We start from the raw sequence: 13,305 nt of genomic DNA on the forward strand, positions 1-13,305 counted from the left end.
ATGAGTAAAAATGGGCTTTGTTAGAAAGTAAGGCTGCCCTGTTGGCGGCCTCTTTTATTTCTGATCCGCCCAAGGCATCTTGGGTGCAGCCTCAGCCGCGCTAACGGCCGCTTCGTCACCCGCGATTTCGTCTCCGTTGGGTTCGTCGGCGACGGCTGAAGTTCCCTGATCCTTTTCGCCAGCTTTGCGCTGCGACTTCCCTGCCTTTTTCAGCCCGGGATACCATTCTAGAAGGCCGAACAGATCGCTGTTCGGTATGCGCACGAACGTGACGCTGTTCTTGCCCAGCGAAATCCGAATGCTCTGCTTCTGGTTCTCGGAATTGGCCGTGCCGAAATCGAAAGCGCCTTGAAGTAGCGCCTCCTGAATATCGTCAACCGAAGCGGGGGCCGCCCCGCCGCCTGCGGCCTCGGCGCGGGCGAGCATGATTGAGCGGGCTGCGGTGGCAAAGGGCTTACCCAAGAAATCCCCCGGCTGCCATTGCTTTCCGGCGCGCGTCCTCACGGGACCGCCCGCCATCTCGGCCCCTGCGCCGACATCGCCAAACCTAGGTTGTTCGCCCGCCATTTCGTCATAGCCGTTGACCCAGCGCTTGAGGCGCGCGGTTTCAGCTTCGTGGAACGCGATCTTTTCTAAGGCTTTTGCAACTACAGGGTCGTCGGCCATTCCTGCACTCCTTTGGAGGGAATGCGCCATATCTAGATCAAGTGCGGGTTCCATGCAAGTACAATCGAAAACTTGTTTGTTCTTTTGCAACAATATATTTTATGTGTATGAAACTATTCGATTATTTCGTTGGAGAAAGTTTTTAGGGTGATTTTATTATCTGGGAGAGAGGGAAATTCTTCCAGAGTCGCCGTCTTGGCGGCCTTAAATGCCTTCTGTGGGTTCGTCTTTCAAAGCCCGGCCGAGCATCGAAGCGCGACGAAAAGGATGGGCCGCTGCTCTCCCCCCCCCCTCGAAAAGGAACGCCACGGCCTGCAATCGGCTTCAAAACTAACCTGGTCTAACGGTAGGATGCTCGCTTTACTGGCGGTGGGTCCGGGTCAAATCCCGGCGGTCGCCAAGGATCAAATTTAGCGGGACCGCCGTGGCCACATCAGGTGCCCCGGGAGCGAGTCGGAAGCGAACTTGCCAAAACGTCACTCGCGCCCGCTCTGCTTCACTTGACTAAAGGACGACCTTTATGCGGTTAGGGCAATGTTCATTAACCGCTAGTTTCATGCCGTTGGCCCTCAAGGATCGTGTGAGAGTAAGTTGCCCACTGCCGATAAGTCGAGTGACGGTCTCGGTCATGTTTCCCGCTATGGTCTGCGATCTTGGGGCGATGTTGCTCTAGGGCGACACGCTGACTTTAAGTCAATCTTCATAGTTAATGGCTAGTTTACGCCAGCTTTTTGCCATCGACTAAGGCCAATCACAACCTGTTGTCGAAACGAGGTTAATCGGTCCTAGTTCGGTGGGGGGCGTCAGTAGACGCCACAGGGTACTTAGGCCAATGAGGTCACTAGGCTGGTAGCTCATTGTTGCCACGGTTGGTATGGTAAGCAGCGGGTAAAGAAATATCAGGCGGTTGCCCCTGCTCGGTAAGTCGGAGTTACAGCATGGTTGCGCGTTTCGTGTTGGGGGCCGTTACGGCCGGAGCGATGATAGCGCCCGCTTTGGCCGGACAGATGAACGCCGATGAGGCCCGCAGGTTCGTATCCGGCAAGGTGTTCGCGTTTACCTGCTTCGACGGTACCCGCGGTGCGGGCCGGGTGCTCGATGACATGGGTGCGGCTGGCGCGGTACAATTTTCCGGCTCCGGTCCCATTCGCCACGTGCGGCTGCCGGGGAATACGCTCCAGGTCCGCGGCCAGGCCGTCTGTGCGTCGATCAAGGGCCTCCCATTCGAGCCGTGCTTCAATCTCGACAAGAAAGACGACCATAACTTCCGTGGTTCGGTCTCGGGCATGGGCTTCGCCTACTGCGATTTCCATCATCAGGGCGCGGTACAGATGCTGATGGCGCGGGCGGTGGCCCGGCCGCGTTCGCTGCATGCGCGGGAGCGCACCGGTTCTGTCGAAGTGTCCGTGCGCGTCGAGACCCCGCAGGTCGGGAGCGCCAAAATCGAGCCGGTCAAATCCGAGATCAAATCCGAACCGGCGAAAACGGAAAGTGCTCCCGAACTCCGCCGCTCGACCGACTGACCGGGGCGGCCGGCATTGGCCGGCGCGGCATACCAACAAATTCAATCGAACCGCTGACCGCTACGCCACGCCGTAGTGTCGCAATTTTTTTTCGAATTAGCCATGGCTGCGATTCGGGCGCTTCCGATCAGGGATCTGAATTCGAGAGCCCTGAGTCTGAAGCCACCTGGTAGCGGAGCTAGCCGCGCAGGTCATATCTTCAGCGCCGGCCGCGCACGCGAAGGCCCGGCGCGGGCCGCTCCTGCAATACCTCGCGCCGGAAGCGAAACAGCGCAGCCGGCCTGCCGCCTGTTTGTGTCGACAGCACGCCGGTCGGTTCGACCAGAGCACCGGCTTCCACCAGCCGGCGGAAATTCTGCTTGTGCAAATGCCGCCCAGAGATCGCTTCCACGGTCCGTTGCAACTCGGTAAGCGTGAATTCCGGCGATAAAAGTTCAAAAACGACCGGACGGTATTTCAGTTTGGCGCGCAGCCGGGCGATTCCCGTGGCCAGGATTCGGCGGTGGTCGAAGCGCATCGATGCGCCGAGATTCGGAATCGACTTGCGCGCCAGCGCCGCGGGGCGTCCGTCGCGTCGCGCTTCCTCGATCAATCCGGCTTCGTAGAGCAACTCGTAACGGTCGAGCACGCGCTCCTCGTCCCAATGCGCGCCCTCGGTTCCGAAATACAGCCGCACGCGATCCTTGCGGCTGAGGGCGCGCATGGTGCCGGGTTGCTCGCTCTCGGCGGCCCAACGCGAGAGTTCGGGAAAGATATCGCGCTCGATGATCTCGGGCCGCGATTCCCGCCAGTCTTCCCAGGGAAAAAACCGATACCAGGGCTCGAACGTCGCGCCGGGCGCACGCGAGGCATTGTCGACCGCCCGCGTGAGCGCGAGATAGCCGATCGACGCGACGTGGGTGTCGCCGGCCTCGGTGTGCCGTCCGCGATCGCCGAACGTGTAGAGCTGCTCGACGTAACCCAACCGCAATCCCGCCTGTTCTTCCACCCAGGCGCGCAGGCCGATCTCGAAGGTGCGGTGGGAGACCGCATCGAACGGGCCGAACGGAAGCCCGGCGAGCTTGTCGCTGTCGCTGCCGGAGGCGGTGAGGATCAGCGGCTCGTTGCCTTCGATCGCGACGATGGCCGCGGTCAGCCCGATTTCGATCGGCGTCAGAAGCTTTTCGTTCATCTGGCGCCATTCATGGACATCAGTCGAGATCGACGCGGAACGGCCGGCCTTCGACTGTCATGCTGCCCGGACCCATTTCGTCGAGCGCGCGCAGCATCCGGCCCTCCCGCCCCAGCGCCTTGTCCGCCAGACTGACGATCAACCGGTTCGGCGACGCGATCGGCGAGGCTGCACGAATCTGCCGTGCGATGGAAATTTCGTCGCGATGCGGATTGAGCAGGCAGGCGGCGGCGAAGGCGCTCGCGGTCGAGCGGCTGATGCCGGCATAGCAGTGCACGACCAGCGGCGCGGCGCGGTCCCATCCGCGCACGAAGTTCAGGACTTGCTCGATATGCGAATCCGAGGGCGCGACAAAGCCGTCGATCTGCTCGGTGATGTCGTCCATCTGAACTTTCAGATGATTGGCCTCCAGCACCGATTCCGGTCGCTGTACCTGAGCGACGTTGGCCATGACCGTGAGGATGTGACTGGCGCCGGTGGCCTTGACGGTGTCGGGAAGCGCGGCAAGCGAACAGACGTGAATCATGGTGGTCCTTGGGTTGTGTGCATTATATGATGTAGTCGCAAGGCGGGCAAAGGCGCGTTTCGCGCCGTGCCCGCTATCGTTTTCTCAGCCAGCATTGAGTGCTACGCGATCAGCGCTTTGAACCTGGTCAAAAACCGCTTCTCGGCCTTGGCCGCGGTCCAGGGCGTCAGATAATCCCGCCGCGTCGCCGGCGGCAGACCGGGATCGCGGCCGAACAGGCGCTTTGCCTCGGCTTGCGCAAAGCCGGCCAGTTCCGTCGCCTCCAGATAGGCCGCGCCTTTGTCGGCATCCTTGATCTGCTGCTGGATTTCGGGCGCGAGGACGGGCGGCAGGCCGAAGCGGATATGAATCGCCGACAGCAGCCGCTTTTCGACGATCTTGTAGTCCCCGCCGAGCACCGCCTTGAATGGCGAGATCATGTCGCCGATGACATATTCCGGCGCGTCGTGCAGCAATGCTGCGAGCCGGAAGCTGACATCGACGCGCGGCGTCTGTTCGCGCATCACGGCCTCGACCAGGAGCGTGTGCTGCGCCACCGAGAAAATATGCGCGCCGCTGGTCTGGCCGTTCCAGCGCGCGACCCGCGCCAGGCCGTGGGCGATATCGGCGATTTCGATATCCAGCGGCGAGGGGTCCAGCAGATCGAGCCGCCGCCCCGACAACATCCGCTGCCAGACGCGGCTGGGCGTTTGCGGTACGGGAATTTTCCTGGCCGTCATTTGACCTTGAGGCGCGGCGCGCGATGTTTTCCGGCGCAGGTTGTATGGCAAAAACAGGTCACCAGGTGGTCGTTGACCATGCCGGTGGCCTGCATGAAAGCGTAGACGATGGTCGGACCGACGAATTTGAATCCGCGCCCCGCCAGTTCCTTCGACATCCTGATCGACAGTGGCGTCGAGGCCGGTATGCTGGCGGTGGTCTTGAAGTTGTTGATCTTCGGCTTGCCGTCGACGAAATCCCACAGGAATTTCGAGAACCCGGGGCCGTCTTCCATGATCTTGAGATAGGCTTTCGCGCTATTCACCGCGCCCTCGATCTTGGCGCGGTTGCGGATGATGCCCGCATCGTTCATCAGCGCGTGGACTTTCTTTTCGTTGTAGCGCGCGATCTTCGCCGGCTCGAAATCGTCGAAGGCGCGGCGGAAGTTGTCGCGCTTGCGCAGGATCGTGATCCACGACAGCCCGGCCTGGAAACCGTCCAGCATGAGCTTTTCATACAGCGCGCGGTCGTCATATTCCGGCACGCCCCACTCGGTGTCGTGATAGGCCAGGTAAAACGGGTCTTCGCCGGGCCAGGGGCACCGCGTCAGGCCGTCGGCATGCAGGCGCGCTGACCGGCTCATGCCACGGTCTGCTTTGGGGCGATCGAGAGATCGTCCGGCTCGGCGACGCGAAGCGCGAGGCCGCCTGACGTCAGCGGTGTTCCCGCATCCAGCGCGTCGGCGGCACGATCGATCCGGATCAGCGCCAGACCGTGGCGGCCGGCCGCCGAACCCATGGTGCCCACCGGTTTCTCGCCGGCGAGAATAGCAGCGCCCGGTTCGGGCGCCGCCCCGTCAAGGATGACCCGGACCGTTCGCGTGCGCGCGGTGCCGCGATGCTGCATCCTCGACACCACCTCTTGCCCGACGTAACAGCCCTTGTCGAAATCGACGCCGTGCAACCGGTCCATATTGGTTTCGTGCGGAAACGCGTCGCCATACATGAAGTCGAGACCGCCGCGCGGGACGCCCGAGGCGATGCGATGCGCCTCATATTCCGTGCTATCGAGCAGATCCGCGCCAATCAGATCGGCGACTTTTTGCGCGAGCTCCGCCGGCACGAGTATCCGCCAGCCGAGCGCCGAGTCGCGCGGATCGGCATAGGCGAGATCGGGCTTCATGGCGGGATCGCCATCCCATGCCGCGATCACACCGAGACTGTCGGACAGATTTTCGACCGCGACCTTGGCGCGCAGTTTGTAGATACCGAGCTTGTCGGCGAGGGTTTGCGCCAGCGCACGCGGGCAGTCGATCAGGAAGCCGCCGCCATGGCCGGAGGGTGCTTCGGTGACCAGAAAATCCGCAATGATCTTGCCCTGCGGCGTCAGCAACGCCCCGAACTGGCCGACACCCGGATGCAACAGCGCAACGTTGGTGGTGATGAGGCCGTTGAGAAAGCCGCGGGCGTCGTCGCCGCTGACCTTGACCACGCCCCGGTCGGGGAGAAACGCTGCTTTCATACGAAATTCTCTCGAAGTTCTGCCCGGAAGTTCCTGGGGAAACGCCTGCGCCGGATACCACACGGCAACGTAAGACGCTAAGGTGCGGGGAACAAGGCCCGCGCGACGCTCCGTTCCGCGAAGCCGATACCGAGGACCGATGAATCAGCGATTTGATACAATTCTAAAATCCGGCACCGTGCTCAACCAGGACGGCGAGGGCTTGCGCGACATTGCCATCGCCGATGGCCGCATCGCGGCCATCGGTGGGCTGGGACAGGCCTCCGCGGCCGAGGTGATCGACTGCAAGGGTCTGCATATCCTGCCGGGCGTGATGGACACGCAAGTGCACTTTCGCGAGCCGGGCCTGACCCACAAGGAGGATATGGAAACCGGTTCGCGCAGCGCCGTGATGGGCGGTGTGACGGCGGTGTTCGAAATGCCGAATACCGATCCCTTAACCGTCACCGAGCAGAGCTTTACCGACAAGGTGAAACGCGGCCGTCACCGCATGCATTGCGATTTCGCGTTCTTCATCGGCGGCACCCGCGACAACGTGCAGGACTTGCCGGAGCTGGAACGCGCGCCCGGCTGCGCCGGGGTCAAGGTGTTCATCGGCTCGTCCACCGGCGCGCTGCTGGTTGAGGATGACGAAAGCCTGCGACGGATTTTCCAGGTGATCCGGCGCCGCGCCGCGTTCCATGCCGAGGACGAATATCGCCTCAACGAGCGCAAGGCTTTGCGGATCGAGGGCGATCCGCGCTCGCATCCGGTGTGGCGCGACGAGACCGCGGCGCTGATGGCGACGCAGCGTCTGGTCAAGCTCGCCCATGAAACCGGAAGACGCATTCACGTGCTGCATATCTCGACCAAAGAGGAGATCGAGTTTTTGCGCGACCACAAGGACGTCGCCTCCTGCGAGGCGACGCCGCATCATCTCACGCTGGCCGCGCCCGAATGCTATGAGCGGCTCGGCACCCTGGCGCAGATGAATCCGCCGGTGCGATCGGCCGATCATCGTGATGGCATCTGGCGCGGCATCGCGCAGGGCATCATCGACGTGCTCGGCTCCGACCACGCGCCGCATACGCTGGAGGAGAAGGCAAAGACCTATCCGGCCTCGCCGTCTGGAATGACCGGGGTGCAGACGCTGGTGCCGTTGATGCTCGATCACGTCAACGCCGGGCGATTGTCGCTGGCGCGCTTTGTCGATCTCACCAGCGCCGGCCCGGCGCGGCTGTTCAACATGGCCTGCAAGGGCCGGATCGCGGCCGGCTATGATGCGGACTTCACGGTGGTCGATCTCAAGCGCAGCGAGACCATCACCAACAAGTGGATCGCCTCGCGCGGGGGCTGGACGCCCTATGACGGCGCGCGCGTCACCGGCTGGCCGGTCGGCACTTTTGTGCGCGGCAGGCGGGTGATGTGGCAGGGCGAGTTGACGACGCCGTCGATCGGCGAGCCGGTGCGGTTTCTGGAAACGCTGAAGGGGTAGGGCGGCGCTCGCAACCGGCACACTGTGGTCACCCGCCACCGGGTCTCGCCTTCGGCGAGCCCGATGACAGGCTCCAGCAGTGATCCAGTGCGCCGCGGCTGCTCGATTGATTGGGGAGCTTCAAACGCCGTCGACCGATGTCTGTTGTCGGGGGGGGTGAACCGGACCCTTTAGGTTCATTGCGGGAAACGACGCGATTGACCTTATCGCGACATTTCGTGGGCCTTGGCGCGAACGAACTGAGTTGTAAAATAGCTTATTCGACCGGCAGGTCCGGGCTGATTCACGGCTTTCGGAGAACTGAAGTGGCGCGCAAAGCCAAAGCGACAACATGGACCCGCACTGCATTATTAGACGCATTGAGCCAGCTACCGGACCACGCACCAATCTCAGAGGCATTTCCTGGATCAGGTGTACCTCTGAAAGAAAAATGGATTGGCTGGGTCTCGGATTACAACAGGGGCCGGCTTAAAAAGAACCCGTCCGCACGCACGATCTATAATCGGGTGCAACAACCACGATGGATTATATGGCTTGCTGAGGCAAGCGGGATCAATGCTCGTTTGATCCGGAAGGCGATCAATAGTGTCGCCCGTCACGTTATTCGCCAAACGCAGGCCAAGGAGACACGGCGTATCTTGCCTTGGACCCTCGTTGCTCGTCACCTTGAGCAGATGACATCATCTAGGCAACTCCCACGGCGCACGGTGACTAACATCGATCTGACTGAAGATCGGACATCGCTCGTGGCAGAGCTGGAACAAATCCGGAGGATCAAGGATCAAACAACGAGGAAATGCTTGATCGACGCCGGTCTCGGGCAGGGGCAGTTTCGTGTCGACGTCGAGAAGCTATGGAGAGGCGCGCGCGGGGTGACGGGCTGCAGGATTTCGGCAGTGCTCCGCGCTTCGCACATCAAGCCATGGTCCCAATCGACCAATGAGGAACGCCTCAATCCGGAAAATGGGATTCTGCTTGCTGCACACATCGACGCTCTATTCGATCGAGGTCTCATCACTTTTCTAGATAACGGGACCATGCTGATATCCAAGCGGGTCAGCGATCGCGATCGGAAGCTCTTGAGGTTATCAGGACGACTACGGTGCCCGCCGAAAAAAGGCCTACGCCACTTCCTCGGCCGTCACCGGCGTAACTTCTTAGAACGAGAGAGATACGGCGAATAGCGCCTTGCGCTGTCCCGCGCGGCTTCTAAGAAACCGCGTTGGGCTTTGTCTTGTGGGGTCGAAGGGCACGGATCAATCGGTCAGCCGACTTTTCTTATTGGCACGAAGCTGTCGATCCGGGATGTCTGCTATCCGGTCGTTACCGGGACTAAACCGGACGAGGGCCGAGAGCGCGGGCGGGTTGGAGCCGATCTTCGATTCATAACGGCGGATCAAGATCCGCCCTACTCGCTACGGCTTGCTGACGGTCGCGCGGGTTTTGCCAGGGTCGCGCGGGCGTGATACCGCACTCCACATGGCTGCAATGCATGTGGGATCATAATGACAACGATGAATGGTGCCGTTCCCGTCCGGGCGTTTTTTCGGGAAATCCGCGCAATCCCTGGTACGGTTTCCGGTCGGGTCGTCATCCTGGTAGCGCTTTGCTACTTGCTGAACATGATCGACCGCAACGTCGTCTCGGTCGCGGCGCCTGAGATCCAAAGGGAATTCGGCCTCACTAACACCCAGCTCGGTCTGGCATTCTCGGTCTTCGGCTTTCCCTATCTCCTGCAGGCGCCGGTCGGCTGGCTGTGCGACAAATGGGGAAGCCGGCTTGGACTGACCATATTCGGCTCGATCTGGTCGCTGGCGACCATCCTCTGCGGCCTGTCGTCGAGCCTTGCCGGCCTGGTCGGCGCGCGCGCCCTGCTGGGGCTCGGCGAAGCCGCCCCGTTCCCGGCCATGACGCGCGTCATCGCCGATTGGACGCCGCCGACGCGCCGCAGCTTCATGCAGGGGCTGACGCACAGTTTCGTCTCGATCGGCACCACCGCGACGCCGCCGCTGGTTGCCTGGCTGATGGGTTATGTGGGCTGGCGCGGCGCCTTCCTGATGCTTGGTGGCATCAGCGCCGTCTGGGTGGTGGTGTGGGCCTGGCGTTTCCGTGACGATCCGCGCACCCACCCAGAGGTGACCAAAGAGGAGCTTGCGCAGCTTGTTTTCACCCGCAAGGTCGAGGCGAAGGCGCCGTGGCGCCGCCTGATCCCGGCGATGCTGCCGCCGACGCTGGTTTACCTGTGCCTGAGTGCAACGTTCTGGACGTTCTGGACCTGGCTGCCGACCTATTTCGCCAGGAGCTATCACCTCGAGCTCAAGAGTTCGGCGATCTTCACCTTCGGGGTGCTGTTCGCCGGAGTTTTCGGCGACATCAGCGGCGGCTGGCTGAGCGACTATCTTTACCGGCGCACCGGCAGTCTGCGGATCGGCCGCAATGCACTCATCGGCACGTCGCTGATCCTCGCCGCCGCTTGTATCGGCCCGGTGTTGTTCATCCGCGAGGTCAATCTGGCCGCGTTGGCGCTGGCGAGCGGATTCTTCTTCATTCGCGCGGCGGTTTCGCCGACCTGGGCGGTCTGCACCGACATCGCGCCGGCCTGGGCGGGTTCGGCCGGCGGCATGCTCAATACCGGCTCCGCCGTTTCGTCGATCTGCGCGCCGCTGGCCTTCGGCTTCATCGCCGACCTCACCGGCAATTATTCGACGCCGTTCAGCGCGTCGCTGTGCCTGCTGCTGGTGGGCGCCGCGATGTGTCTGGTCATGCGGCCGGACCGTCAGGTCCAGGACGTCGCCTGACCGGCAATCCCCCGGTTTTGCAGGAATAGGTAACGTCCATTATCGCTGACCATCGTCGTTACAGGGATTGTCCCGGGCAGGGCAGCGCTAAGCCGGCTCGGGGCCTCGTCGAACGCCTTGTTGCCCAACGCGGTTCGAACATGCGCCGATGCCGGTGCGGTCACAATTAGCCAGCGGCCTTGTTCAACGAATCCTTCGAGGTATCCCCTATCGGACCCTTTGCGCGAACGTCGAATGTGCGCGCTCCCACCTCCGGCGGCATCGGCTCCAGCCACGGCGCAGCCATCAACGTTTCACGAGCATCGGATAGACCCTGCGCCCAACGAGTCTCCATTGTCAGGCGGTCGAATTCGTAGTCCTTTGATTGTCCCAGCGCGTGCTCCGGACGGTAAATCAGTTCAACAATGTCCATGGTGGTCACGCAGCGGAATTCATCGAGCAAGGCGGTTTCCGCGCCGCTCCTCAGATCGTCGGGCAGCTTCTCCCAAAGCATGTTAATGCTGTGGCGCAGATCGTGCTGCCGCCGCAAGGTGTCCGTAACCGCCCGCGTTCGGCTGGAATAGCGGATGTCCTTGTCCCGCTCGCCCACCTCGTTCAAATCCCTGGGCAGGGCGCCGCGGGCCGGGAAAAGGTCCACCTGGAAGATGAGATGGCTGCGGCGCGGGTAATACTCGAGCACGTGTTGCAGCGGCGTATTCGATACCAGTCCGCCGTCCCAATAGTGCTCGCCATCGATTTCCACAGAGGGAAAGCCCGGCGGCAGCGCGCCGCTCGCAAGGACGTGCTCCGGCCTGATCTCGATCTCCGCATTGTCGAAGTATACGAAATTGCCTGTCCGGACGTTTACGGCTCCGACACTGAAGCGAATTTCCCTGGAATTGATGCGGTCGAAATCCACAAGCCGCTCCAATGTGGATTTGAGCGAGTTCGTGTCGTAGTAGCTGGTCGGCGTGCGGCCGAACCACCAGTCGGCAGGCTTGCGCGGTGCGAAGAAGTTTGTCTGGCCTAGAAGCAACGCTTGCATCGCGCTAATCTGCTTTGCAAGGTCGAAGGGCAGACCCGCGCCGTTGAAGAGACCGGAAATCGGTACGGCCCATCTCGTGGGCGTCGTGATCGCGCGCCAGAACTCGCGCAGCTTTTCGACGCGCGTTTCAGGTGAATTGCCGGCGATCAAAGCGGCATTGATTGCGCCGATCGAGATCCCGGCCACCCAGTCAGGCTTGTAGTCCGACGAGGCAAGCGCCTCGTAAACGCCGGCTTGATAGCTTCCGAGGGCGCCCCCGCCTTGCAGGACGAGTGCAACCTTCTTCGTGTAGGATTTTGGCCGCAAGGCAGCTTGCTTCATTGTCCGTCCTCTGTATTTTATCGATATGAATTGTCCGCGCCAAGCGAACTTCCAGTCGAGACCCAACCAAATTCGAGCTAGTCATCAATCTCGAAGCCGCCAAGACACTCGGCCTCACGATACCGGAATCGTTCCTGCTGCGCTGCGCGCCGACTAGGTGTGATCGGATAAAGCAGATAGTTGCTGCGGTGCATGAGTCTCTTCATGGCACTTTTCGGACTGAGCGCGATGTCAAACTTTAGTCCGTGATGCGCTCAAGAGCGGACATTCGTCGCGGGCAGTGGGTCGCGTAAATCAAAATTGGCCACCTCCCTTAAGGCCGTTCGTTGCCCCCTGACGGGCTCAATCGGCTACCCCGCTTCCCTTGCGACGTGGTCTTGTAGGAGCGTTCCCGATTTCCTGTCCTTCGCTATTCAGGATGGTTATCTGTCGACCAGCGGGGGCCCTGCAGATAATTTCTGAATTTCAGAAATCATCCTTGACGCCGGACCCAAATCACCTCTATATCCTCCGCCATCCACCCCACAGAGGGGCGTATCGCGATCGTCACGGACGCGGGGTTGGTGCGGTGGACGCGGATGGTGCGACTGACGAGAGCACCGGAGGCGGACGGCGAAGACGTGTGGTCCTGACGCCTCGACGCTGGCGTCAAGTGGGCGGAGGTAACTCCGCAAACGACGGTGTCAACAAGCCGATCACCGGGGAGAGCGCGGTATAAGCCGTAAACCATTGCGTGCGGGAATGCTGGGTGATTTCCGGTGGCTCGCTGTGAATACTCGTGTGCATACTTGCTACCAATATGCGCACACGAGGCTGCGGGTGCATCGGGCGCCCGGCATTCCCCGCGCCCTCTGTTTTCAGGGCGGGTGTTTTTGGCAAACCTCGGACGCACTGCGCCGCGAGAATGCGAACCTGTATCTGTATTTGCCGTCATTGCGAGGAGCGAAGCGACGAAGCAATCCATTCTTTCTTTCTGCTCTATGGATTGCTTCGCTTCGCTCGCAATGACGGTCCTAGATAATCGTGCTTTAGCTATTTGAAATTTGAATATGATGAGGCCGTCGCCGTAGCCGAGCAGCCTTACCTCGCCCCGCTTGCGGGGTCGAGACGAGCGAAGCTCGCTCTTAGAGGTCGGAGACGGAGCGCAGCGAAGTCTCCGGGTGAGGGGGACTCTCAGCGAGTCGCGCTGGTTGAAAGAAGCCGACGACAGCTAGTTGGGAAGCAAATTACTGCTTCGCCATCTGAATCGAAAACTCACCGTTGCGGACGCGGACGGGAAGGCCTTCCACGAATTTTGCCACCGCGTCTTCGCCGTAGGTTCCAACAAGTTCGGCGAAGGCTGCGAACAGGCTGGCCTGCGCCAGGCAATCGCCATCGACGCCATCGTGCCGCGCCTCCGCCCAGGCCTCGTTGAGATAGCTGAGCGCGGCCTGCTTCTGCTCGTGATCGGGCAGCGGGTCGCGGGCGGTTGTGAAGGACGCTGGATAGCTCATGAAGCTCAACAGTCTGTGCGCGGGTCCAGGGCGGAGCGCGTCGAATATGCGAGGTTTAGCATGCAGCGCTGCGCCGCCTAGACCAGTTC

13 protein-coding genes are annotated in these 13,305 nt (G+C 61.5%); 4 read left to right on the top strand and 9 right to left on the bottom strand.

The annotated features are described in order from the left end of the window. Positions 1-54: 54 nt before the first annotated feature. Positions 55-666 (bottom strand): hypothetical protein, encoded by a 612-nt coding sequence (locus B5527_RS07345; RefSeq protein ID WP_079600705.1) that lies wholly within the window; start codon positions 664-666, stop codon positions 55-57. Positions 667-1,604: 938 nt separating this feature from the next. Between B5527_RS07345 and B5527_RS07350 the strand changes: the two genes are divergently transcribed. Next, positions 1,605-2,189: a hypothetical protein gene (locus B5527_RS07350; protein WP_079600706.1), complete on the top strand. Its 585-nt coding sequence runs from the start codon at positions 1,605-1,607 to the stop codon at positions 2,187-2,189. Positions 2,190-2,388: 199 nt separating this feature from the next. On the opposite strand, the gene B5527_RS07355 is transcribed toward B5527_RS07350, so the two are convergent. From B5527_RS07355 to B5527_RS07375, 5 genes are all read right to left on the bottom strand, one after another. Continuing rightward, the gene (locus B5527_RS07355) at positions 2,389-3,360 is read right to left on the bottom strand and encodes an NUDIX hydrolase (protein WP_079600707.1); all 972 of its coding nucleotides are present in this window, start codon (positions 3,358-3,360) and stop codon (positions 2,389-2,391) included. A gap of 19 nt (positions 3,361-3,379) precedes the next feature. Beyond that, positions 3,380-3,886: a tyrosine phosphatase family protein gene (locus tag B5527_RS07360; RefSeq protein WP_079600708.1), complete on the bottom strand. Its 507-nt coding sequence runs from the start codon at positions 3,884-3,886 to the stop codon at positions 3,380-3,382. A 101-nt stretch (positions 3,887-3,987) separates the two neighbouring features. Then, positions 3,988-4,605 carry an HD family hydrolase gene (locus tag B5527_RS07365; protein ID WP_079600709.1) on the bottom strand — a complete coding sequence of 206 codons (618 nt, stop codon included), beginning with the start codon at positions 4,603-4,605 and terminating at the stop codon, positions 3,988-3,990. Further along, positions 4,602-5,228 carry a DNA-3-methyladenine glycosylase I gene (locus B5527_RS07370; RefSeq protein WP_079600710.1) on the bottom strand — a complete coding sequence of 209 codons (627 nt, stop codon included), beginning with the start codon at positions 5,226-5,228 and terminating at the stop codon, positions 4,602-4,604. The genes B5527_RS07365 and B5527_RS07370 overlap by 4 nt, the downstream gene beginning before the upstream one ends. Next, positions 5,225-6,106 carry a YgfZ/GcvT domain-containing protein gene (locus tag B5527_RS07375; RefSeq protein WP_079600711.1) on the bottom strand — a complete coding sequence of 294 codons (882 nt, stop codon included), beginning with the start codon at positions 6,104-6,106 and terminating at the stop codon, positions 5,225-5,227. The genes B5527_RS07370 and B5527_RS07375 overlap by 4 nt, the downstream gene beginning before the upstream one ends. 139 nt (positions 6,107-6,245) lie before the next feature. On the opposite strand from B5527_RS07375, the gene B5527_RS07380 reads away from it, so the two are divergent. The 3 genes from B5527_RS07380 (at position 6,246) to B5527_RS07390 (ending at position 10,378) form a co-directional block, all read left to right on the top strand. Then, a complete protein-coding gene (locus B5527_RS07380; protein WP_079600712.1) occupies positions 6,246-7,580 on the top strand; it encodes a dihydroorotase in 1,335 nt (444 codons plus the stop codon). Between the two features lie 305 nt (positions 7,581-7,885). Next, positions 7,886-8,764 (top strand): HNH endonuclease, encoded by an 879-nt coding sequence (locus B5527_RS07385; RefSeq protein WP_172842499.1) that lies wholly within the window; start codon positions 7,886-7,888, stop codon positions 8,762-8,764. Positions 8,765-9,085: 321 nt separating this feature from the next. Further along, a complete protein-coding gene (locus B5527_RS07390; RefSeq protein WP_079600714.1) occupies positions 9,086-10,378 on the top strand; it encodes an MFS transporter in 1,293 nt (430 codons plus the stop codon). 166 nt (positions 10,379-10,544) lie between these two features. On the opposite strand, the gene B5527_RS07395 is transcribed toward B5527_RS07390, so the two are convergent. From B5527_RS07395 to B5527_RS07400, 3 genes are all read right to left on the bottom strand, one after another. Then, entirely contained in the window at positions 10,545-11,723 is a 1,179-nt protein-coding gene (locus B5527_RS07395) for a patatin-like phospholipase family protein (protein WP_154072067.1), read from the bottom strand. Between the two features lie 77 nt (positions 11,724-11,800). Next, entirely contained in the window at positions 11,801-11,929 is a 129-nt protein-coding gene (locus B5527_RS47035) for a hypothetical protein (protein WP_276329314.1), read from the bottom strand. 1,020 nt (positions 11,930-12,949) lie between these two features. Further along, the gene (locus B5527_RS07400; protein WP_079607135.1) at positions 12,950-13,216 is read right to left on the bottom strand and encodes a hypothetical protein; all 267 of its coding nucleotides are present in this window, start codon (positions 13,214-13,216) and stop codon (positions 12,950-12,952) included. Between the last annotated feature and the right edge of the window lie 89 nt (positions 13,217-13,305).

Source organism: Bradyrhizobium erythrophlei, from assembly GCF_900129425.1.
In the GTDB taxonomy this organism is placed as follows: Bacteria; Pseudomonadota; Alphaproteobacteria; order Rhizobiales; family Xanthobacteraceae; genus Bradyrhizobium; species Bradyrhizobium erythrophlei_C.

What these genes read in the sequence shown, in the direction of transcription:
- B5527_RS07345 (WP_079600705.1), bottom strand. Translation starts at nt 666, where the DNA reads ATGGCCGACGACCCTGTAGTTGCAAAAGCCTTAGAAAAGATCGCGTTC.
- B5527_RS07350 (WP_079600706.1), top strand. Translation starts at nt 1,605, where the DNA reads ATGGTTGCGCGTTTCGTGTTGGGGGCCGTTACGGCCGGAGCGATGATA.
- B5527_RS07355 (WP_079600707.1), bottom strand. Translation starts at nt 3,360, where the DNA reads ATGAACGAAAAGCTTCTGACGCCGATCGAAATCGGGCTGACCGCGGCC.
- B5527_RS07360 (WP_079600708.1), bottom strand. Translation starts at nt 3,886, where the DNA reads ATGATTCACGTCTGTTCGCTTGCCGCGCTTCCCGACACCGTCAAGGCC.
- B5527_RS07365 (WP_079600709.1), bottom strand. Translation starts at nt 4,605, where the DNA reads ATGACGGCCAGGAAAATTCCCGTACCGCAAACGCCCAGCCGCGTCTGG.
- B5527_RS07370 (WP_079600710.1), bottom strand. Translation starts at nt 5,228, where the DNA reads ATGAGCCGGTCAGCGCGCCTGCATGCCGACGGCCTGACGCGGTGCCCC.
- B5527_RS07375 (WP_079600711.1), bottom strand. Translation starts at nt 6,106, where the DNA reads ATGAAAGCAGCGTTTCTCCCCGACCGGGGCGTGGTCAAGGTCAGCGGC.
- B5527_RS07380 (WP_079600712.1), top strand. Translation starts at nt 6,246, where the DNA reads ATGAATCAGCGATTTGATACAATTCTAAAATCCGGCACCGTGCTCAAC.
- B5527_RS07390 (WP_079600714.1), top strand. Translation starts at nt 9,086, where the DNA reads ATGACAACGATGAATGGTGCCGTTCCCGTCCGGGCGTTTTTTCGGGAA.
- B5527_RS07395 (WP_154072067.1), bottom strand. Translation starts at nt 11,723, where the DNA reads ATGAAGCAAGCTGCCTTGCGGCCAAAATCCTACACGAAGAAGGTTGCA.
- B5527_RS47035 (WP_276329314.1), bottom strand. Translation starts at nt 11,929, where the DNA reads ATGAAGAGACTCATGCACCGCAGCAACTATCTGCTTTATCCGATCACA.
- B5527_RS07400 (WP_079607135.1), bottom strand. Translation starts at nt 13,216, where the DNA reads ATGAGCTATCCAGCGTCCTTCACAACCGCCCGCGACCCGCTGCCCGAT.